Raw genomic sequence first — 22,999 nt, forward strand, 5'->3', positions numbered from 1 at the left:
ACTGTCACAGAAGTGTAAAGGGGGTTTACAGTTTGAATACTACGGCGATAAATACAAAAGCCACTTATTTAAAGTGGCTTTTATTTGAGCTATAAATGTTATACTAATTTTAGGTTATTTAGTGTGTTTATCAAACCACCATTGAATATAAGCAACTTTGGTCATTAAGTTTGATGGGCGAGCTGTAATACCATGCGATGCATCAGGAATTCGCACCATTGCAGTATCAACGCCTTGTAGTTTTAATGCCTGATAAAACTGTTCAGTTTCTGAAATTGGTGTACGGTAGTCAGATTCCCCAGTGAGCAACATAGTAGGAGTTTTAACGTTTCCAACATAACTAATAGGCGAGCGCTTCATGTAATGCTCGATGTGATCCCACGGTTTACCCGGAAACCAGTAATCAGCAAAAAACGGGTAAAAATCGGCAGTTAGTACAAAGCTGATCCAATTAATAACAGGCTTAGCAACTACAGCCGCAGCAAAGCGATCGGTATGACCTACAATCCAAGCTGTTAATACACCACCGCCAGAACCACCGGTTACAAACAATTTAGACTCGTCGATAAAGCCTTTCGCTATTAGCGCATCAACGCCAGTCATTAAATCATCAAAATCGTTACTTGGATAATTATGATGAATAGTTTGTGCAAACTCTTTACCGTATGAATCACTACCACGTGGGTTCATGTATAAAACGACATTACCTTTGGCTGCAAACAGCTGAATTTCAGCGCTAAAGTGCGGGCCATAATTAGCGACAGGGCCGCCGTGAATTTCTAGTATTAGCGGATATTTTTTACTGCTATCAAATTCAGGTGGGTAAGCAACCCAACCTTGGATTGGTAGCTTATCGTGACTTGATTTAATCCAAATTTCTTCCACTTTAGCCAAAGCTTTGTCACCCAATGCATCTGCATTAAGGGTAGTTAAACGCTGCGCTTTACCGCGTTTAATTGTTGCTATATCAGCAGGGCGCTGAGTATCGGCAAGGGTAAAGGCGACTTCGCCATCTTCGCTTACATCAAAGTCGCCACCAGAATAAGGGCGTCCAAAGGCAACGCTGCCAATTTGGGTTGTTATTATTTTACGCTTGCCACTGCGTGGTTGATAGGCGAGGGCGGTTTGACCTTTATCGGCGTAACTAAAGTACACACCTTTTGAATTGGCACTCCATTTTATTTGCCCTACGCTTCTATCAAAATTTGGCGTTAAGCTAGTTGTGTTACCTGTTTTTAAATCACGAATGTAAAGTTGAGCATTTTCGTAGTTAGTGCGTTTATCATCGTAACCTGTGTACGCTAAGTAACGACCATCGGGCGATACTTTAGGCTGCTCATCAGGACCATTTCGATCAGTAATTTCAGTTATATTTTGCGAGGCCAAATCGAGTTTATAAATTTCACTATTTGTGGGTTTTAGCTGGTTGTTTGTGTGCCTGTTCGCAGAAAAATAAAGTGATTTACCGTCTTTACTAAAACTTACATCGCCCGCGTTATCAAATTCATCATCAGTGAGTTGTTTAGCATTACCTCCGTTAGCATCTATGGAAAATAATTGGCTAAAACCTTTTTGTGTGTAACCGCCACCATCTGAACGGTAATACACATCATCAATAAATTTGGCGGGCTCTGCCCAGGTCGCGCCTTTTGGTTTACCTGGTAAGCTCACTGGCGCTGAATTAGCGCTTGGGACAAACATGCTAAATATTAACTGGTTAGAATCAGGGCTCCATGTAATCGAACGTGGACTACTCGTTAAGTTACTAATTTTTGCCATAGCACCTGTTTTAAGCCATTTAATATATATTTGGCTGCTGCCATCGCGGGTTGATATAAACGCAAGGCGTTGACCATCAGGAGAGAGTACTGGCGAATAATCCATATGTACGCCAGAGGTTAGCGGCTGCATTTGTTTGGTTTTGTAATCAACAGACCAAATATTACCAACTTTGCGATCTGTTTTTATATCCATTCGGTTACGCACAAAATAAACAGTTTTACCGTCTTCGGTTATATCTATTTGATTAGCATATTCTAAATTAAACACGTCTTGCAGTTGTAGTGTATTTGTTTCAGCGTAGGCTAAATTGCTACAGCCTAAAATGAGGCTAAGTGTTAAAAGCTTTTTCATTTTTATCCCTGTTGTTACTTTTTTTAATTTGCTAAGTAGTTATATGTTAGGGATTATTAAATTAACAGTAGGATGCGATGAAGCTCTTATTTAAATCTATGAGTTAAAGCTGTAAAGGGGGTTTACAGCTTCTATTTGTGGTTGTGTAAAAGTATTTAGTTAGCTGAGTTACACAGGGCTTTTATGTCTTTTATAAGCGCTATGCCATCAGCGTTGTCGCCATGTACGCATAAGCTATCGGCGTTGAGCGTTAGTTTTTTTCCAGTTCGTGTTGTCACGCTGCCATCGGATAAAAGCTGAGTTACTTGTTTTAGTAATGCAGCTTTGTTGTGAACGCTACCCTCAAGTGTTCGTGACACTAAATGCCCGTCGTCGGTGTACTGCCTATCAGCGAATGCCTCAAGTATTAGATCAACTCCTGAATCTTTAGCTATTTGAATGTGCTTATTGGCATTTTTAGTCGCTAAAACCATTAGCTTTAAATCTATTGGGTAGCTGGCAATTGCATTTATAACGGTTTGTAATATTTTATCATTTGCCATCATGTCGTTATAAAGTGCGCCATGGGGTTTTACATAGCAAAGTGTTAAACCTTGTACTTTTGCCATACCCTCGATAGTGGCTATTTGATAATGCAGGCAATTCGTAAGCTCTTTTTCGCTAAGTGTCATTGAGCGCCTACCAAAGCCCTGCTTGTCTGGGTAGCTTGGGTGAGCACCAATTTGTACGTTATGTTGCTTGGCAAGTACAAGAGTGTTTGCCATTACGTCGGCATCACCTGCATGAAACCCACACGCAATATTCGCCATATCAATATGTGGCATAACGTCATCGTCTAGCCCCATTTTCCATGCGCCAAAGCTTTCGCCTAAATCACAATTGAGCTTCATATTAGTGCGCCTTTTGCGGTTTTATTGTGACAGGTAATACACCGTTAGCCGGTGCTTCTCCTAGTAACACTTTTGCAAGTGCGGTAAAAGCAGGACCAGACACAATGTCATTTTTATCTACATCAATATTATATGCATACGATGCAAGTACAGCATTTGCATAATCGCCAAATTTAGCAATGTCGTAAGGTGCTCTTAGGCTTATAAATACAGTGCTTTTGTTTTCTTCTTTTGCCACTTTTAATAATGACTCAAGTGCTTTTGGCTGCTCCGCATTATTAAGTGCAAAATTTGAATCATCTTTTAAATCATCCATACCGCCAATTTCGACCGCACTTTGATTAGGTGTTGCATTACCGGCGATAACTACATCAGCAGCGTGTATTTGTGCTTTTGCGAGTGCTGGGTCGAACCCTTGTAAACTACTACAACTATAGTTAAGTTTTTGCTGGCTGGTAGCTTCAATCGCTTGCTGCATTGCCATACATTTACGCGTGTCGGGCATAATAATATGAACATTACTTCCTGCTTTTAAATTAAGCGGCAAAGTACTGTTATTATTTTTAACCTGCGTTATTGCCTCTACAGCAAGCTGCGCTTCTATTTCACGATGTGCTGCACTGCCAATTATTTGCTTTGCATTTATGAGCGCGGTAATAGGGTCAAAATTAGTGCTTAACCTAAATTTATTTTTAAGCGTAATTATACGCTGTGCCGATTGTGCTATTTCTTGCTCATCAAGTTGATTTGATTTAACCGCTGCAACAAGATCTTTAATAAGGCCATCGAGCTTATTTAAATCATCTGGTGTTCTAATTTCAATAGGCATTAGAGCAATATCAGCTCCAGCGGCAAATGTATTTATTACCGCTTGAGTTGGTGTAAAGAAGTTACTAATACCAGCCATATCAAGCGCATCGGTTACTACAACTCCTTGGTAATTAAGCTCGCCACGTAAAATATCAGTAATGATTGCGCGCGACATTGTTGCCGGTTTTACCATCGTTTTGCCATTAACACTTATAAACGTTGTGCTATCAAGCGCGGGATATTGAATATGCGCCGTCATTATCATGCCTGGGTTTTGCTTGGCGATAATGTGTTTAAACGGTGCTAGGTCTTGATCGTAAATAACTTCTTTTGCGTGGTTTACTTTAGGCAAACCCGTATGGCTATCTACGTTTGTATCGCCGTGACCCGGAAAGTGCTTTAACGAGGTAATCACGCCATTGCTTTCAAATCCTGCAACCTGTGCGGCGCCCAATTTACTCACTAATGCTGGGTTTTCACCAAACGAGCGTACGTTAATAACTGGGTTGTCAGGATTCATGTTTACATCAACCGTGGGCGCGTAGTTTACATTTATACCCAGCGAGTTTAGTTCTTTAGCTATTACTGTTGCTGTTTTTGTTGCAAAGCTTGTACCGTGTTTTTTGTAGGTTGCACCAATCGACATATTACCGGTAAAGGAGGTGGCAACATCGCGTGGTAAACGCGCTACACGTCCGCCTTCTTGATCTATTGATATAAATAGCGGCAGCTTACTACTTGACTTACTTGCTGCCGACTGCAATTGGCTATTAAGCGTAATTGTTTGCTCTATCGATTGAGTGTTTTCAGAAAATAAAATTACCCCACCAATATCGTATTTTGCAATTGCGGTAGCGAGCTCATTAGGTAACTCGGTCATTGGAGTTCGGCATTTATTACTTACTCCTTGCTGGCAGAAGTAACGAAAGTCGAGTATTAGCTTTTGCCCAAGTTGTTGTTCAAGAGAAAGCACGGGTTTAGCAAGCGAGGATTGTAATGGCATTAAGCACCCAGATAAAAAAACGATAGACGATACAATACACTTATTTAGCAAAACACACTCCAAAGCTAAAAAGTAGATAAGTATAAGCAGCTTAACTACTTTTTGAGGTAACTGCAAAAGAAGGATTTTTTGCAGAGGAACCAATAACGTATTGTAAAAGTTAAAGAAAATTCATAATCTTGCTATTAGCGAAAAGTTATATTTAGTTATATTTTTTGTGGCTTTGTTAATATTAGATAATAAATTTTCAAGAGGGTATAATTGCGGGCTTTATATACAATTATAGGTTCGGGTACTGAATACCTGTACTTAGGATGGCATACGTTTGCGAAAAAAATTATTAACGGCCTTAAATCTTCGATTTCTTATTTTGCTTTTAGCGATTACGGCTTCTATTAGTACTTTAGTAAGTAGCTTTTATTCTACCTACCAAGTACAAAAAGAGCAGTTAACAGCTTACACGCTAAAAAGTAACTATGCTTATGCCAATAAACTGGCATCAGCAACAGATAATTTTTTAGAATCCGCAATGCAACAACTGGCCTATTCAGCTAAAAAAATAGAGCGAAGAGTTGATGATGAAGATTTATTAAACCAAGAAGCGACCCGCTTACACTTACAAACGAATAGCTTTAACTCGGTTGTAATTAATAAGCATAGTGTTGTTGTCGCAACCTCTCCTAAATTTCCGCAACTTATTGGTGAATCAATCCACTCACCTGGCGCTGTACAAGCGCTACAAGAAAAAAGACCATTAATCAGCGCGCCTTATATGTCGGCTGCTGGGAACTTTATTGTTTTTATTTCTCATCCTTTGTTTGATCAAAGTGGAGATTACCTTGGTTATATTGGTGGCTCCCTTTATCTAAAGGAGCGTAATATTTTAAATAGCTTATTAGAGCAGCATTATTATGAGGGTGGAACATATATTTATGTGGTCGACGCTAGTAGGCGAATTCTCTATCACCCAGATCAGGCACTAATAGGGACAGTCGTCACAAATAATTCCATCACTAATAATATGATTACAGGCCAAAGCGGTACTTCTATTGTTAAAAATAGCCAAGAGATAGAAATGCTAGCAGGCTTTTCCTCTGTGCCTAAAGCAAAATGGGTAATTGTCGCTCAGCGCCCTGTAAGAGCAACGCTTTCGTCACTTGATTTACTCATAACTGAAGTAATAAAACGTACATTACCGATGGCTGTTATTACGTTTCTTTTAATCGGTTTTTTTGCTCACTTTATTTCCAGGCCTTTAAAACAACTAGCAGACAAAGCAAACACACTTGACGATCCAACAAGTATTGAAGAGCTAAAAAGTGTTAAATCTTGGTACTTTGAAAGCCAAAGACTAAAAATTGCAATGCTCAATGGAGTTAATACTTTGCAAATGCAGATAGGTCAGCTTCGCCATGATGCGCAAACAGATCCCCTAACTGATACTCACAACCGTAGGAGTTTAAACGGTTTATTAACCCAGTTGATGTTTAAGCAAACTCCATTTGCTATTTTAGAGATAGACATCGATTTCTTTAAGCGAGTTAACGATACCTTTGGCCATGATAAAGGAGATGAAGCTCTTAAATCGCTTACTGATATTATCAAAAAATTATCTCGAAAAGACGATATCGTAGCACGTATAGGTGGTGAAGAATTTGTACTTGTCTTGCCTAATGAAAACAGCCAAAGTGCGCTCAAAATAGCAGAGCGACTACGTAAAACTGTTGAGTCTACAAATATGGAAACTATCGGCTTTATAACAATTTCAATTGGGATTGCAACTTGGCCTGAGCACAGTAACGACATAGACCAAGTTTACAAATGTGCTGACAAAGCACTTTACCATGCAAAAGAACATGGCCGTAATCAGTGCATTGTTGCAGATTAAAAGTGTGTTTCGATAGGTGAATAGTTAATTGCAATTTCTACATTGGTCACTGATTTATAGCTGTTTAGAGCACTAGACAATCCTGCAATATCAACATCTTTTTCAACAAGTAATGTGTAATTGTGAGCTGTTGACTTGATTAATTCATAATTATTTTTTAACTCATCAGGCACAGAATCGGTATTTAATGTAATGGTAAGAGTACCTGTTACTACACCTTTTTGTTTTAAGTTCTGATTATAAATAACGTCGCCTTTAAATAACTGCTCAGAGTTAAAGATAAGTTTATCACCCGATGAATTTATGCTTTTAGATGCATTTTTAATAACACCTTGGCTACTTTCTTTTTTAGGAAAAATAGTGTCAGTTTTCTGGTTCTTAGATGGTTCTTTTATAATGATTTCTGCTGTTTTAGGTAGCGCCTGAGAGTTATTAACCTCTGTTTTTTCACTGTTATTACATGCAGATAGTAATAAAGCTGCGATTATTGGCACTGCGCTTGTAAGAATTGTTTTTTGCATTCGTTTACCTTTGTTTACTTTTCTCTAAATTTAAAGCTATTCAGCTTTATTCAAGCCTGTATATTACCAATTTAACCAGTCGTTTACACAAAACAATCAATTTAAAAACATTAAGTGTTTAAACATAACAAATACAAACAGGTGGATACATGTCTCAATTTAAGTTAACAACTATTGCCATGGTTGTAGCATCAACATTAGCAGCAGGTGAGCTAACGGCCGCTGAACAAACTCGATTTTATGATGTAAGTGCAACAAATGCAGTTACTCAGGGTACTTCTTTAGCTGCTGTTCAGCAGAAAACCTTAGCCGAACGCGCCACTGTATCGGGCCAAAAATCTATTTACGATGCACAAATGGGTAAAGCAACGTTTTTATGGCAAGCAATAGGTCAGCGTAAGCCTGACATGGCTTTAATCGCTGCTGATAACCGTAATCAATATGCTGCTGACTTTTATATTGAAACTTTAACAGGTATTAGTAACCGTAAAGCAACAGCATCTTCTGCTGTTATGGTTGATTTATCAGAGCAAAAACGTGGTTCTATTAGCGCTAAATATAAACAACAAGTAAACGGTGTTGAAGTTTTTAACCGCGAATACAACTTGTTAATGGATAAAGAGTACAACCTAGTAGCAAGCTCGGGGTATTTTGCTGATGCGTCGTCATCTAAAAATAAACTTGCAGCATTAACTGGTTTTGTAAGCTCTGAGCAAAGCATAAAAAAAGCATTTAGTGAATTAGCAAATATTGATGTCTCACTTCGTAAAATTGGTAACGAAGGTGGGTATGTAAAATATGAGGCTAAATCACTAGATGATTCTAAAGTTGTTTTAGGTACGCCACGTGCAAAAGAAGTGTTTTTTGAAGTTGCAGGCGAGCTTAAATCTGCTTATTACATTGAAGTAGAAGTAGCAGAAGTTGGCTCTTTAGAAAGTGACTACTTTAGTTACGTAGTAGATTCGAATAATAGCAAAGTATATTTTGCGAAAGATTTGAAATCTCATGCAGCTGACTTTAATTACCGTGTTTACGCTAACCAAGATGGCTACCCAATGGAAAGCCCGCACGGTGACGTAATTCCTGCAGATGGCCCAGGACAAGTAGACGAGACTGAGATTTTAGACGCGCCAATGGTATCTCTATCTTACTACAGCAAACTAAGCACAATGGACCCATGGTTAGCTGATGATGCAACGACAACATCGGGTAATAACGTATTCGCTTACGCAGATGTGGTTGCACCTCAAGACTTTAGTGAAGGTGACTTTACCGCTGAAACAACTGCAGACTTCACATTTGACTACCCTTATCAAGTAGATGAAGTTGCAAATAGCTACGCAAACCGTAAAGCAGCTATTGTTAACTTGTTTTATATGAATAACTTTTTACATGATTTTTTCTATGATCATGGTTTTGATGAAACATCAAATGTAGCGCAGGTATCTAACTTTGGTCGTGGCGGCATAGAAGGCGACCCGATTGAAGCACAGGCTCAAGATAACTCAGGTCGTAATAATGCAAATATGTCTACACCAGCTGATGGTGCTAGCCCACGTATGCAAATGTACTTGTACAACAGTAAAGATGCCACTGTTGGTGTAGATTTTGGTATTACTGTAACTTCACATGACTCTTTAGGCCTTTTAGCTTCAACAAAAGAATCTGGCTTTGGTAAATACCAATTCAGTGATGTGGCAGCAGAAGTTGTTCGTTTAGATGATGGAAATACAGTAGATTCAACAAGTATTAATGATGGTTGTGAGCCTGCTATAAATGCTGCTGAACTAGCAGGGAAAATTGCAATTGTAGACCGTGGCTCATGTGCTTTTACGATTAAAGTAAAAAATGCACAAGATGCAGGTGCAATAGCAACTATCGTTGTTAATAATGACCCAGATACGGCAGAACCGGCACCAATGGGCGGTGAAGACGATACTGTAACCATTCCAAATATGGGTTTAAATTACGCTGATGGTCATGCAATGTATGACCTAATTGATGCTGGTGAAGTTGTTACTGTAGACATGTTTACCAAAGCAACATTAAAAGATGGTACGTTTGATAATGGTATTATTGCTCATGAATGGGGTCACTACATTAGTAACCGCTTAGTCGGTAATTCATCAGGCCTTATTAACTTCCAAGGCCGCGCAATGGGCGAAGGCTGGGGCGATTTCCACTCATTAATGTTTATCGCTAAAGAAAGCGATATAAATATTACAGGTAACGATAAGTTCCAAAAAGCATATGGTAGCGGCACATTTGTAGAAGACTTCTACTTCGGTATTCGTCGTCTTCCTTATTCAACTGATACAGATGTAAATGCATTGTCGTTCCGCCATATTACTGAAAATGCTGGTGCTGATATTGGTATATCACCAACAAGCGTGGCTTCTCCTCATGCTGCCGGCGAAATTTGGGCAACTGTATTATGGGAAAACTACGTAGCGCTTATCAACGAGCATGGCTTTAATGAAGCACAAACTCGAATGGCAGATTACTTAGTTGCAGGTTACAAATTAACACCTATAGCACCAACCTACACTGAAGCACGTGATGCTATTTTAGCTGCTGCCTATGCAGTAGACCCTGCTGATTACAAATTAATGGTAGGTGCATTTGCTAAACGTGGTATGGGTCTTGGCGCAGTATCGCCAGATCGTTTCAGTGAAGACCTTACTGGTGTAGTTGAATCGGATAAAACACAGCTTTCTAGCTATGCATTTGCAAGTGCTGACTTAAACAACATGTACAATGGTACAGAGCTTGGTTTTTGTACTAACGACAATATTTTAGATAAAGGCGAAACGAGTACGGTTAGCGTAACAATTACTAACCGTGGTAGTGAAGTACTTAGTGGTACAACAGCACAACTGACTGTTATAAGCGATCATGATGTAACATTTGAAAATGATGGTTTACTTACTTTTGGTGAAGTTCAACCGTACGAAGCAATAACTAGTAACGATATTAAAGTTACTTTGAACGAAGCGGGTACAGCTGAAACACTAGAAATTGAAGTCACATTCCCTGAAATTGAAACGGACGATGATATCGTTGAAGCACTTGATCAAACACTCACGTTTGAAGTAAATATGGGCTTTAAATCAGAAATGCCTGTTGGAGCTGTAGTTTCAGATGATATGGAAGTAGCAAGTTCATCACTATTAGATTTAAAAGAAAACGTAATGTTTGGCGGTGATTTAGCTGTTGGCACTCAGGTTATGGATAATAGTGGTAATATTGCCTTCTTTGAACAAGGTGGGTTTGAGCTAGGCACACAGGCAATGCGCCTTGTAAATAATGGCTTCCAATCAGATGTAGCAATAGAGAGTAAGCCATTCGAAGTTGGTTACTCAGGCGACTTTGAAATCTCGTTTTGGCATTTCTATAGTATTGAGCAAAACTGGGATGGTGGTGTTGTAGAAGTTAGTGTTAATGGCGGTGACTGGGTTGATGCTACTGAAATTGGCGGCACATTTGATGTTGGCTACGACGCTGTTCTAATCGAAAACGATTCGCAAGAACTTCAAGAACGTGAAACTTTTACTGGTAATAACGTACAAGATAGTGGCGCGTATGGTAATTATGAAACTATAAACTTTGGTGATGCCCTAAACGGCAACTTAGTAAAAGTACGCTTTAGAATTTCATCAGATGGCGCAGTAAGTGATTTAGGTTGGTGGATTGATAACCTAACTATGTCTAACGTTTTATCTCCTGTATTTTCTGAGCTTGTAGCGGGTGATTCGCTAGCATGTGATAACGCAGCCCCACTTGTTTTAGTCGAAAGTTCATCAGCGGAAATTACTGAATCTGCTACAGGAACAATTACAGCAACAGCGTCAGATCGCAATGGTCAAACACTAACTTATGCTTGGACTCAGGTTAGCGGTAGTGCTGCTACGCTCACAGGTACTGACACTGCAACTTTGAGCTTTACACCTGCAGCTATTACTGCAGATGAAGAGCTTGTTTTTGAAGTTGCCGTAAGTGATGGTGTAACAACTGTGACTCAACAAAGTACTGTAATGGTAAAAAATGAAGCGGTAGCAACTGTGCCTGTAACAGAATCAAAATCTAGCGGTGGTGGTAGTTTTGGCTTTATAGCTTTATTACTTACTCCATTAGTATGGTTTAATAGACGTCGCAAAAACGTTAGTAAATAAGTTTAAATAACATCCGTCAACTCTAAGCACATGACGGTTTTAATGAAAGGCCAGTAGCGTTTGCATCTGGCCTTTTTTATGCACTTAGTTTGATTTTTTTAGTCCTGAGCACAGTAACGACATAGACCAAGTTTACAAATGTGCTGACAAAGCACTTTACCATGCAAAAGAACATGGCCGTAATCAGTGCATTGTTTCTGATATTAGCTAACCACTGCTTAGCTAAGTCATACTTTACATTGAACTTAAATTGATAAATCCTCTACAAAGAGTGCATGAGTTTATTAAGCCAGCCATCAGCTTTTGATGGTTTGTAAACCATTACTATGTCTTCACTGTAGTGACTGTTAACCCCCTTTACAGTTAATTTTTTAAGCCCTAAATCATCAATCACGAAATTTGGTAAATATGCCAACGCCAAGCCACTTTGTACAACCTCTATTAATGCACTTCCAATTAGAATCTAGGCAACTCGCTTTACTAAAAAATTAATATGGGTGTCATTTATAAATATCAAAAAATAAACTCAACAAACGCTGCAGCTTCATGCAGCGTTTGTTGCTATTTAATTTTCTAGGAGCTAATTAAAACACATAGCTTATTTTGGCTGAAAAGTTACGCCCAGGTTGGGTGTATTGGCTAAAATCAGCACTTTGCGATTGACCTGCAATCAACTCAAAGGGTACATATTCTTTATCGAGCAAGTTAAGTACACCTACATTTAGCTGCCATGCTTGCCATTCGTAGTTTGCGTATAAATCAACTATGCCGTAGCCATGCCCTTGCGTAGTTTTATTACCGTTTGTATCAAGTACTACATCCGATTGCGATTTAGCCAAACGCAACGCGGCGGTCCAGTTAATATTACCCTGTTCTGTACTTAACAATACTGAGCCATTTAACGGGCTAATGCTGGTAAGTGGCTGATCGGTTTCTTTATTTTCACCATCAACGTAAGCCACGTTTGCCTCTAGTAGTATATTTTCAGCTACATACATGGCAATTCCTGCTTCAACACCGCTTATTTGTGTTTCGCTAATGTTTTGGTACTGATACAGCGTTTTGTTTACGCCAGGAATGTACGTTGGCTCAACACCCACTACGGCGGTTTCTATAAAGTCATCGTATGCTGCATAAAAAGTGCTTAAATTTACGCTAATATCGCTGCTGGCGTATCTTAGCCCAAGCTCAAACGAATCACTGCTTTCAGGGTCTAAATCGGCGTTTGGTAATATTTGATAAAACGGTTCAACGCCGTGGCTTTGATAGGCTTGGTCGTGTGGTGGTATTTTAAAGCCTCGTACGTATTGCCCGTACAACGACAAGTTATCATCCACTTGGTATATAGCACCTAGCTTAGGGGAAAAAGCAGATTCGGTAATATCACCAAGCTGCGCGTCAGCGTACAGCTCATCATTTTTAGCCTCTAGGGTGTAGTAATCATATCGCACACCCGCAATAACCGACCACGCGCTATTATTAAACGAAATACTGTCTTGTACATAAGCGCCAATTAAAGAGGTATCAGCCCCCGGGAATGCTTTTTGTTTTTGGTCTGTAAAATCAACAGTGCCATCGGCTAAAATACGGGTTTTAAAACGTGGGCGGGTGGTGTCGTATAAGTCTATATCAATCCCGTATACCACTTCATGATCGGCACTCTCTGCGTTAAACCCTTTATTAAATACCGCTTTAAAACCTAAAATATTTTGCTCAAAACGATAGTCGTTATAATCGGTGTAGGTGCTTGCGCCACTAATTTGATCGCTTTGTTGCTCGTAACTACTATAAGACACTTGCCCGTACCATTTATCAAACGCAGCTGTAGTTACTTCTGAATGGTAATCTAGCGCCAGTGACCAACTCGTGTCATCTTCTTCGGTTTCTTGAACCGCGGGGGTTATTACTTGCTCAGTTGTTTGGTTAAAGTAATCAAGGGTGTATTTAACTGTGCGTTTTTCATCAAGCTGTTGCTCAAATTTAACTAATAAAGCGTCCGACTTAGCATCATAACCGGGTAAGTTTTCGTCATAGTTTTGTACTTCTTCGCTATCGCGGTGGCTATACACGGCGCTTACTGCAAAGTCGCCTAAGTCTTTTGCAGCAGTAATATCGGCGGCAACTTGGTTACTTTGACCTTGATACCCCAGCGCCATTTTTACAAAGCTGCTGTTATTTTTTAAATAATCACTTGGATCTTTAGTGGTTATAACCACAATGCCACCCAGTGCATCAGAGCCATATAATGACGATGCAGCACCTTTGGCTACTTCTACTTGTTTTACACCTGCTACGTCAAAATAATTACGGCCAACTAAATAGCCCCCTCCACCTGCATAACCATCGTTGGTGCGTCGGCCATCTTTTATAAATACAACCCGGTTACCACCAACACCACGTACTGTAAGTGTTTGCGCGCCTGCGCCACTGCCTGTCGTTGCAATGCTTGGGTCGTACTTAAACATGGTTTGTAAATCTACAGCTAGCTGACGCTCTATGTCTTGCTCGGTAATAACAGTGACTGAGCCTGTTACATCTTTAAGCTTTTGCTCAAAGCGCGAGCCACTTACAACAATATGATCGTCAATTATGTTTTCGGCAATGGCAGTGCCCGAGCCGAGTAGTAAGGTTGCTATAGCAGTAAATCTAAACGCAGAGGGATTCATTTCAACTCCAAATGATAATAGTTATTATTTATGGCGGAGATGTTACAACTAAGTCAAAATAAGATCAATTAATTATGATAATCATTTTCATTTAGGTTTAACTAGTTATAATAGCCAAAAAATAAAACCGGAGTGTGTAATGAAATACCTATTTATATTGTTTGCTTTAATGGCCCAATCTGCACTTGCACAAGAGCGCGTTATTAGCGCTGGCGGCACCCTTACTGAAATAATTTATGCGCTAGGCAAACAAAATACCCTTGTAGCTGTTGATCAATCGAGCATGTACCCGCACCAAGCCACGCAATTACCGCAAGTGGGCTATTATCGCGATTTAGCTGCAGAAGGCGTACTTTCAATGCGTCCAACCACCTTGTTAGCGCTTGAAGGCGCAGGGCGAAGCCAAGCACTTAAGCAAATTGAGGCAACAGGGGTTAAGCTAATTCATTATAAAAAGCCGACCTCAGTTAACGAGCTACTTGCGCTAATTAAACGCCTTGGTGACGATTTAAACGCCCAGAAAAAAGCACAATCACTTATTACTCAAATTACTAAATCGCTGCCTGAAAAAGCCAAAGCGCAAACGCACAGTGCGCTATTTTTACTCTCAGCTAATGAGCGCGGGCTTGTTGCCGCAGGGCAAGAAACCGTGCCTAATTTATTATTTAGCTATGCAGGTATTACTAATATAGGCGCTACGCATTCAGGCTTTAAAGCAATTAACACTGAGGTGCTGGCTGTAAATCAGCCCGATTTTTTAGTCGCCCCAGCCCATGTTGTACACAGCCTTGGCGGTAAGCAGGCTTTTTGTGAACAACCTACATTACGCTTATTAAAAGCGGCGCAAAGCTGTAACTTACTTGTAATGGATAGCCTACTTTCGCTTGGCATGTCGCCTCGTATTGCCACAGCAATTAATGAGCTAAGCGAGTATAAAGCCCGCTTATGAACACCCTAACATTGAGCCGTTTTAGGCCTATAACCCTTAGCCCAACCCATAAATGGATGCTATTAGCCTCTATGTGCATTTTTGTTTTGGCATTACTTAGCATAGGTTACGGGCCTGCCGGGTGGGATTGGCGTTTAGCTATTGCTTGGCTTGCGCCCGAGTGCTTTAATCAGTTTGATGCACTGCAAATTAATGTAGTAATGCAAATTCGTTTGCCGCGCTTTGTGCTTGCAGTGCTTGTAGGGTTGGTGCTTGCCCAAACAGGCGCGTCAACGCAAGCGCTGTGCCGCAACCCATTGGCCGACCCATCTATTATTGGCATTAGTGCGGGTGCGGCCATGGTTGCTGTGGCGTTTATAGCACTTAGCGCGCAGTTTAATTTTAACGCGCAGTTGTATTTACCTTATGCGTCGTTTTTAGGGGCGCTTGGTGTTACCTCGCTGGTATATTTTATTGCCAAGCAGCAAGGGCAAATTAATATCACCACACTTATATTAGTGGGGGTGGCTATTAACGCGTTAGCATTTGCGGTTATTGGGCTACTGAGCTTTTTTGCTGACGACAGTGCATTGCGATTAATAAATTACTGGACCATGGGCTCATTAGGCGGGGCAAGCTGGAGCACTATTATTCAAGCTGCACCGTTACTGCTTATTAGCCTAGCTGGCCTGTGGCGATTAAAAGAGCCCATGAACTTGCTCCTTATTGGCGAATCCCAAGCTCAGTACCTAGGAGTAGACACCAATAAGCTTAAATTATATGTAATTATACTTGTTGCATTGGGTGTTGGGGCGGTTGTGGCGCTTACCGGTTTAATAGGGTTTGTTGGCTTGGTAGTCCCGCATATTGCCCGCTTAATGGTGGGGCCGCATTTACGTAATATGCTGCCGCTTTGTATGCTAATTGGCGTAGTGGTATTGCTACTTTCAGACTGGTTAGCACGCATTTTAATTATGCCAGCAGAGCTACCCATTGGTATTATTACCGCACTGTTGGGAGCGCCATTGTTTATTTATTTAATTGTTAAAAGTAAGCGAGGTTGGTCATGATCGCGTTTAACAATCTCAGCGTTGGCTTTGGTAACCATAACGTTTTAAACACCATTAATGGCAGTGCTAAACAAGGCCAACTTGTTGCACTACTTGGTGAAAATGGCGCGGGTAAGTCTACTTTACTGCATACCTTAGCTGGTATGCATGCCTTTAAAGGTAGTGTGCTTTTTAATAATAAGCCGCTGACCGCTCACGCTAAAAAAAGCCTAGCCACACAGCGCGCAGTAATGATGCAAGCTAACCACGTCGGGTTTGATTTTACAGTATTTGAGCTTATTGCCATGGGCCGCTACCCGTATGTAGAGTCATTAAAAATGCAAAGCGAAAAAGTACATAAATACGCCGCTATTATGGATTTAAGTAATTACTTAACTCGCCGCGTCAGTGCGCTTTCGGGCGGCGAGCAACAGCGTGCTCATATGGCGCGTACTTTAGCGCAGCTAAACGCCTTTACACAATCGGCTGAGCCTAAACTCATGCTGCTCGACGAGCCTACATCCGCACTTGATATGCGCCATCAGCATGCTTTGCTCAGCTGTGTTAAAGCGTTTGTAGAGCAAGGTAACAGCGCTATTATTGCAATACACGATCTAAATTTGGCAAGCCTTTATGCAACCGACGCTATTTTACTGCACAACAAAAAAGTGCTGCAAAGTGGGCCTATAAACACCGTATTAACTGAACAAAATTTACAACAAATGTACGCCATGAAACTGCACGTAAATCCTCATCCTTATAACGATGCACCCATGGTTTTTTCTCAACGTCAGGAGTTTTTATGAGAGAGCAAGCATTAAACGATGCACGCACCTTGGTTTACAAAACCAATGCCGGTGTTATGTCGACCATTTCTAATAATTTACGCGGCTACCCGTTTGGCTCAGTAACCCCCTATATGTGCGACGAACAAGGCCGTGTTTACTTTTTTATTAGCGATATAGCCCAGCACACTAAAAATCTAAAGCACGACTCTCGTATGAGCCTTACCGTATTTGACGCCGCCGACAGTGGCGATCAAAACGAGCACGGCCGCGTAACGCTCGTAGGCGATGGCTCTATTGTGCCAAGTGAGCAAGCACACACTTTACTTGATAATTATATTGCCCTATACCCCGAAGCCGCTAGCTATCGCAATGCGCACGACTTTCAGTTATGGCAATTAGACGTAGTGCGTGTGCGTTACATTGGCGGCTTTGGCAAAATATTTTGGCTTGAACAAAACGAATGGCAGGATGAGGCAAAAAACTGGGACGAAAGCCAACAGCAAAGCATGATTAACCATATGAATGAAGATCACCAAGATGCTATGTCGCTCATATTAATGCAGCACTACAGCGTTGCTGATAACACCCCAATAATGAGCGGCTTATTACCCACTGGCTTTTATATACAAAGCCAAAAGCGTAACTACTTTATTAACTTTAAAACCCAGTGCAACAGCCCGTTAGAGGTACGTAAAGCGCTGGTTGAGCTAACCAACCAAGCCCGAAATAACTAAACTAAATACATGACGACATAGTTAATCTGAGCCCTGGTTAAGAGATTCACTAACTATGTCGTTATTTTATAAGCAAGCTGTTTGCTCGCCTCGTTTAACTAAAGCTTTAAAAGCGGCTTGCTGATGTTCTTTTTGTACATAACGGGTTGGCAAAGGGTTAACCTGCAACTGATATCCATTTTGATTAGCTTGCACACTTGTTACCGGCGATATCCACACAACATTTAGCTCTGGCGCTAAACGCTTAATAACGCGCGCTATACCTTCGCCATTTTTCACATGAAAATCGCCCGCTATATGCATTACCTGCGCATCTTTATGATTATTTAAATAGTTAACAATAGACTCTGCCATGGTTTCATCCCAGGTAACTTGCGCAGCATAATAGTTTTCGTTTTGACTCACCGAACCATGGTGCATTGATGCCATAAAGCGTTGCTTGTAATCACTGGGGGAGGTATCAATAGTGGCTGCAATGTAGCGGCGTTGTTCATCATCAAGTTTATTTAGGTAACTTATGCCTTGCCTGCCAATACAGGTAACAATATTTTTAGGCGCATTTGCAGCGATTACATCGCTATTGTTCATTTTTGCCAGCTCTACCAGCGCACGGTAATCACTTTTGTAATTTGGCCACGCTTGGGTGTTGTCAATTAAGTATTGCTCACCAATTTCACCTTTAACATACTGGTTTAAAGTAAGCTGATCGGCGCGGCTAAATTGTTCAAGCGAAAGGGCAGTGTGTTTATTACTTTTGCTTAATTGCTCAAATAACTCAGCCTGAAATAAATGCACACCCGGGTGCGTATGCCATTCACCTACTAAAACCACATCGGCATTTAATAGCTTGGGCTCTAATAATACAGAGCTAACAGGCTTTGCTTGTGCATTATAAAGCGCTGAGTAATATAATGATGAGCTTTTATCAGGCACCGTGGCTGTTGTGCTACAACCACTCAAACCCGTAACTAACGCCAGAGTTAACATAGACTTTTTCATACACACCTTCAAAACCCTTTAATGCAAATAATTATCAATATCATATACTTATAATACCTATTAAGCCAGCCAAACTGCTGCTTACTTACATAATCAAGGAAATGAGCGAAACGCGCATTTATATGCCTTAACTTTGCTTGTAAATATTAAATAGCTTTTGATAGCAATATCTTAGGTAATTTGTTAAAACTGTGTAAAGTAGAAAATGAGCGTGACATCGGTAGAAGTATGCTCGATTCGCGGCCTGTAAAATTGTTAGATGTTAAATGGAGTTCTATGAAGCATCCACTTTTTAGTGAAAACATGGAAGATGGTTTTAGCCTATTCTTACTAAAATTTTCAGAATCAAGAAGCTGTCTCTTATTTGGTACCTCAGCTCTTTTGTTATTTATATTTGCAAGTCAAAACACCAGTTTTATGAGTTTCCTTAATGAACACTGGTTTGGTAACATTCTTAAGATTTTGTGTGTAATTGGAGCTTTATTAAGTTGGTTTTCAGCACAAGCACATTCATATAAAAATGGACACTTTAAACTAGTAGCTTCCATATTCTTACTTTGGCCCATTAGCTATATATACTTGTTTTATATACAGTTAACTAAAAAACCTAACGTAAATATCAAATGAAAAAATTATAGCTGGCTGTTTTTTGTTCCTAAAACCATTTTGGTCAACTATATTTTTCCGCTTATGTAAGCGTTAGGCAGTGGAGAAGGTTTAATAGATGGAACCAAATTATTCAGAATATTCTATTACTGAATTGCAAGAAGCTATCACGTCTATTGATAGGGCTTTGTACCCTGAACGCTTTGAGCTATTAAAAGCCGAACTATTAAATAGAGACGAGGAAGAGCATAATGCTTCTCAATTAGTAAGTCTTTCATCAAAGGACTTACTTATTAAGCTCAGCAATGCATTTTTTGTAATTCCGTTGATGATCTATGTAGGAGTAGATGCACTTAATAGCGGTGAAATATTCCTTAAAGGAGCAGCTATATCAAAAAATGAAAACTTTATATTATTTACATTAAGCGTAATATTTTGTTTTTTAATCTCAGCGGTACTGACATGTAGCCTGTTTGTGGATAAGAGCAAAAGTTCCTGACAAATACATTATGTCGTTCATAAATTCACTAGGACACAGTTCGATTGGTAGTGTTTTTCTGGAGGTTGATAATATTTTCAACTCAGGGCAAAACATGCTGCACAAGCTAAGCAAAAACAAGTTATAGAGAATAAGAAGACGGTGAAGTGTATTTAAAAACTCTATAACTGAAACAAAAAGGCCGCAGTAATAAATACTGCGGTCTTTGTTTTTAGCTAAGTGCTATTTAGTAAGCGCCTGCGCTGTAAATAAGCTCGTAGCTGTGGCTGTAAATTTCAAGGATGTTACCAAACGGGTCTTCCATGTAGATCATGCGGTACGGCTTTTCACCCGGGTAGTAATAACGAGGGGCTTGCATACGTTTTTTACCGCCAGCTTCTACAATACGCTCAGCTAAACCTTCTACATCAGGGTCTTGAACACAAAAATGGAAGATGCCTGTTTTCCAATATTCAAAATTGTCTTTTGGGTTTTCTTGGTTTTTAAATTCGAAAATTTCGACACCAATACGATCCCCTGTAGATAGGTGCGCTATTTTGAATTTTTCCCACTTTTCGCCAAATACTTCTGTACACATTTCGCCAATTGGGCTTTTGTCTTCGGTAATTAAAGTGGGTTCCATTATTGTGTACCAACCCATAACCTTAGTGTAAAACTCGACTGCTTTTTCAACGTCGGGAACCGAAATACCAATGTGCGAAAAACTACGTGGATATGTATGACTCATAATGCTTCCTCTTTAACTTGTGACTTATCTTGTGACTAGTCGATGGAGTTAGTTTACGAACCGACCAACATTAAGTAAAATTATCATTAATCATCATTTTGAGTACGTTTTGTAATGATAAATCCAACATGGTTAAATACGTTTTGTACTTTGGTTGAGGTAAATCATTTTACCAAAACAGCTGAGCGCCTTTATATGACCCAATCTGGTGTAAGTCAGCACATTAAAAAGCTAGAGCAACAAGTTAACTGCGCTTTGCTTGAGCGCCATGGTAAGCAGTTTTCTCTTACTCCTCAGGGCCAAAACTTATATAAGCAGGGCAGCCTACTTCTTAAAGATTGGCAGTTTTTAGAACAACAATTAAAAGATGATTCGCCGTACAGCGGAGCGGTAAAGATTCAATCTCCGGGCAGTTGTGGTTTAAAGTTTTATAATCAATTATTAGCACTGCAATCTGAGCATAAAGAACTAATTATTGATTACCGCTTTGCGCCCAATGTAAGTGTTGAACAAGCAGTAGCAAACCATAGTGCCGACATCGGGTTTTTAACTCAAGCTCCAACATTTAGCGAACTAACCAGCCATAAAATAAGCCAAGAGCCACTACTACTTGTAACGCCTGCAGGTATAAACATGCCTAATTGGCAAACCCTGTGTGAGCTAGGGTTTATTGCTCATCCCGATGCAAGCCATCATGCGCAGCTACTACTAAGCGAAAACTACAGTGAGTTTGAGCATATTGACCAAATAAGACGTACGGGATTTTCTAACCAAATTAGTTTAATACTAGAACCAGTAAGTTTAGGGTTGGGCTTTACGGTATTACCTGCTCATGCTGTTGGCGCATTCAATAAGCCCGCGCTTATTAAAACGCATCATTTAGAATGTCCGGTTAGTGAATCTATTTATGTGTGCCATCACCGAAATAGGCCGTTGGCAAAACGTATGAATACAGTGATTGAGCTAATAAAGGCGGGAGTAAATAGTTAAAACGTAAACCCCCTTTACACCCACGGCACTTAATACCATAAGCAAAAGAGGGGATAGAAAATTAGTTAACGCTTTCTAATTTTGCTTTTAAATCGAGTAAATCGGTTGCAATAGTATTTGGCTGTATTTCCCACGGATCGAAAATTGAATCTTTAGATCGTTGAATCCACGCCGCTCGCATACCGTGCGATATGGCACCGGTTACATCAAACGGGTTACTTGATACAAGCCACGTGTTTGCGCCTGTTGAATTGGTTTCGCGTAAAAAGTGGCTATAAACCCCTGGGTTTGGTTTAAAGGTTTTAACGTCGTCAGCACTTACTACCCCTTCAAAAAGCTCACTAATGCCAGCGGTTTCTAATAAGGTATGAACTGCGTCGGCTGCGCCGTTTGAAAATGCAAACAAACGGTAATCCTTCGCTTTTAATTGCTCAAGGCCTGCTTTTACATCATCGAACGCAGGAAGCGTTTTATATAGCTCTAGCAGTTGCCCCTTTTGATCTTCACTTAGCTCGGTTTTGTGCGCTAAGCAGGCGTAATCGAGTGCGTGTTTTGTACATAGCGAGAAAGGAATATAATTTTGCATTAATCCACGTCTAAATGAATACTCTAATTGCTTTTCGCGCCATGTATTTGAAAATGCTTGGGCGTTATCGCCAATCATGTCGTCGAGTAAGGACAGTACGCCGTGAGTGTTTATTAGCGTACCGTATACGTCAAATGCAAGTGTAGTTGCCATGTTTGCTCCGCAAAAAATTAAGTTAAGTTGGCTAAAGCCTACGTGCCTGCAGCTTAACTCAATTTGAACGAACGCTCAAACTAATAAAACTTGTATGCATCAAGCGCTAAAATATCCATTTCGATGTCTTCATGTATTTTTTCGGCTTCATTTGTACCTGCTCCCAGAGCCGCAAATAATGGTAAAAAGTGCTCTTGGGTAGGGTGGTTAAATAATACGTGGGGCGCTTGGTTTAAATAATCTAACAGCGCGGGTGTATTTTGCGCTAAAAGCGTTTGTTCAACCCATTGAGTAAACTCATTAACCATTAGAATGCGATTAGGCGTAGGTGGTTTTTTAAATATTTCGGGTAGGTTATGGCTAATGCCACCCGAGCCAATAATTAATATGTTTTGATCGCGAAGCGGTGCAAGTAACTGCCCGTATCTGTACATTGCCTTTGCGCCTAAACGGGTATTAATAGACACCTGAACAATGGGAATATTAGCTGCGGGGTACATTAAGCGCAGCGGGATCCACACACCATGATCCCATCCTTGATCTGCACTTTGCACCGTTTTAATACCCGCTTTGTAAAAGTACTCACTAATAGTATTAGCAAGCTTAGGGTCTCCTGGTGCTGGGTATTGAATTTCATACAGGGGCTTGGGGAAGTTATAAAAGTCGTGAATAGTATGCGGCGCATCTCCTGATGTAATAACTATATCGTGCGCTTCATCAAAGTGGGCAGAAAAAACCACAATAGCACGTGGTTTACTAAGCGTTTGACCTAATGATGCAAGAAAATCTGACGTAGCCGATTGCTGAACAGCCATCATTGGCGAACCGTGAGATATAAATAAAGCGGGCTGAGTCAT

At 40.3% G+C, this 22,999-nt stretch carries 17 protein-coding genes; 8 read left to right on the forward strand and 9 right to left on the reverse strand.

The window, feature by feature from the left end; genetic code table 11:
• Positions 1-114: 114 nt before the first annotated feature.
• From I6E69_RS09445 to I6E69_RS09455, 3 genes are all read right to left on the reverse strand, one after another.
• Positions 115-2,133 (reverse strand): S9 family peptidase, encoded by a 2,019-nt coding sequence (locus I6E69_RS09445; RefSeq protein WP_197121128.1) that lies wholly within the window; start codon positions 2,131-2,133, stop codon positions 115-117.
• A 155-nt stretch (positions 2,134-2,288) separates the two neighbouring features.
• Positions 2,289-3,023 (reverse strand): 5-oxoprolinase subunit PxpA, encoded by a 735-nt coding sequence (locus I6E69_RS09450; RefSeq protein WP_197121129.1) that lies wholly within the window; start codon positions 3,021-3,023, stop codon positions 2,289-2,291.
• A 1-nt stretch (position 3,024) separates the two neighbouring features.
• Entirely contained in the window at positions 3,025-4,836 is a 1,812-nt protein-coding gene (locus tag I6E69_RS09455) for a glycoside hydrolase family 3 protein (protein ID WP_197121130.1), read from the reverse strand.
• Between the two features lie 370 nt (positions 4,837-5,206).
• On the opposite strand from I6E69_RS09455, the gene I6E69_RS09460 reads away from it, so the two are divergent.
• Positions 5,207-6,724 (forward strand): sensor domain-containing diguanylate cyclase, encoded by a 1,518-nt coding sequence (locus I6E69_RS09460; protein ID WP_197121179.1) that lies wholly within the window; start codon positions 5,207-5,209, stop codon positions 6,722-6,724.
• On the opposite strand, the gene I6E69_RS09465 is transcribed toward I6E69_RS09460, so the two are convergent.
• On the reverse strand, positions 6,721-7,245 hold the full coding sequence (locus I6E69_RS09465; RefSeq protein WP_197121131.1) for a hypothetical protein: 525 nt from the start codon (positions 7,243-7,245) through the stop codon (positions 6,721-6,723). The genes I6E69_RS09460 and I6E69_RS09465 overlap by 4 nt on opposite strands.
• A 149-nt stretch (positions 7,246-7,394) precedes the next feature.
• Between I6E69_RS09465 and I6E69_RS09470 the strand changes: the two genes are divergently transcribed.
• Positions 7,395-11,417 (forward strand): rhombosortase-dependent M36 family metallopeptidase, encoded by a 4,023-nt coding sequence (locus I6E69_RS09470; RefSeq protein ID WP_197121132.1) that lies wholly within the window; start codon positions 7,395-7,397, stop codon positions 11,415-11,417.
• A 584-nt stretch (positions 11,418-12,001) separates the two neighbouring features.
• On the opposite strand, the gene I6E69_RS09480 is transcribed toward I6E69_RS09470, so the two are convergent.
• Positions 12,002-14,083 carry a TonB-dependent hemoglobin/transferrin/lactoferrin family receptor gene (locus tag I6E69_RS09480; protein WP_197121133.1) on the reverse strand — a complete coding sequence of 694 codons (2,082 nt, stop codon included), beginning with the start codon at positions 14,081-14,083 and terminating at the stop codon, positions 12,002-12,004.
• 139 nt (positions 14,084-14,222) lie between these two features.
• Between I6E69_RS09480 and I6E69_RS09485 the strand changes: the two genes are divergently transcribed.
• The 4 genes from I6E69_RS09485 to I6E69_RS09500 are packed head-to-tail and all read left to right on the forward strand — an operon-like array spanning position 14,223 to position 17,582.
• Positions 14,223-15,032 (forward strand): hemin ABC transporter substrate-binding protein, encoded by an 810-nt coding sequence (locus I6E69_RS09485; protein WP_197121134.1) that lies wholly within the window; start codon positions 14,223-14,225, stop codon positions 15,030-15,032.
• Entirely contained in the window at positions 15,029-16,081 is a 1,053-nt protein-coding gene (locus I6E69_RS09490; RefSeq protein WP_197121135.1) for an iron ABC transporter permease, read from the forward strand. Before I6E69_RS09485 ends, I6E69_RS09490 begins: the two co-directional genes overlap by 4 nt.
• Entirely contained in the window at positions 16,078-16,866 is a 789-nt protein-coding gene (locus tag I6E69_RS09495; protein ID WP_197121136.1) for a heme ABC transporter ATP-binding protein, read from the forward strand. Before I6E69_RS09490 ends, I6E69_RS09495 begins: the two co-directional genes overlap by 4 nt.
• Complete coding sequence (locus tag I6E69_RS09500) at positions 16,863-17,582, forward strand: HugZ family protein (protein ID WP_149603742.1); 720 nt, start codon at positions 16,863-16,865, stop codon at positions 17,580-17,582. The genes I6E69_RS09495 and I6E69_RS09500 overlap by 4 nt, the downstream gene beginning before the upstream one ends.
• A 66-nt stretch (positions 17,583-17,648) precedes the next feature.
• On the opposite strand, the gene I6E69_RS09505 is transcribed toward I6E69_RS09500, so the two are convergent.
• A complete protein-coding gene (locus I6E69_RS09505; protein WP_197121137.1) occupies positions 17,649-18,581 on the reverse strand; it encodes a ChaN family lipoprotein in 933 nt (310 codons plus the stop codon).
• A 724-nt stretch (positions 18,582-19,305) separates the two neighbouring features.
• Here I6E69_RS09505 and I6E69_RS09510 point away from each other — a divergent pair.
• Positions 19,306-19,686, forward strand: a complete 381-nt coding sequence (locus I6E69_RS09510; RefSeq protein ID WP_197121138.1) for a hypothetical protein — start codon at positions 19,306-19,308, stop codon at positions 19,684-19,686.
• 226 nt (positions 19,687-19,912) lie between these two features.
• Here the strand turns inward: I6E69_RS09510 and I6E69_RS09515 are convergent, their stop codons facing one another.
• Positions 19,913-20,413 carry a lactoylglutathione lyase family protein gene (locus I6E69_RS09515; protein WP_007583656.1) on the reverse strand — a complete coding sequence of 167 codons (501 nt, stop codon included), beginning with the start codon at positions 20,411-20,413 and terminating at the stop codon, positions 19,913-19,915.
• A 114-nt stretch (positions 20,414-20,527) separates the two neighbouring features.
• On the opposite strand from I6E69_RS09515, the gene I6E69_RS09520 reads away from it, so the two are divergent.
• A complete protein-coding gene (locus I6E69_RS09520; protein ID WP_197121139.1) occupies positions 20,528-21,403 on the forward strand; it encodes a LysR family transcriptional regulator in 876 nt (291 codons plus the stop codon).
• Positions 21,404-21,464: 61 nt separating this feature from the next.
• Here the strand turns inward: I6E69_RS09520 and I6E69_RS09525 are convergent, their stop codons facing one another.
• Both I6E69_RS09525 and I6E69_RS09530 read right to left on the reverse strand, forming a co-directional pair.
• Entirely contained in the window at positions 21,465-22,142 is a 678-nt protein-coding gene (locus tag I6E69_RS09525; RefSeq protein ID WP_024591580.1) for a haloacid dehalogenase type II, read from the reverse strand.
• A gap of 80 nt (positions 22,143-22,222) precedes the next feature.
• Positions 22,223-22,999 carry a class III extradiol ring-cleavage dioxygenase gene (locus tag I6E69_RS09530; protein WP_197121140.1) on the reverse strand — a complete coding sequence of 259 codons (777 nt, stop codon included), beginning with the start codon at positions 22,997-22,999 and terminating at the stop codon, positions 22,223-22,225.

Source organism: Pseudoalteromonas sp. NZS100 (assembly GCF_015864815.1).
Classification (GTDB): Bacteria; Pseudomonadota; Gammaproteobacteria; order Enterobacterales; family Alteromonadaceae; genus Pseudoalteromonas; species Pseudoalteromonas distincta.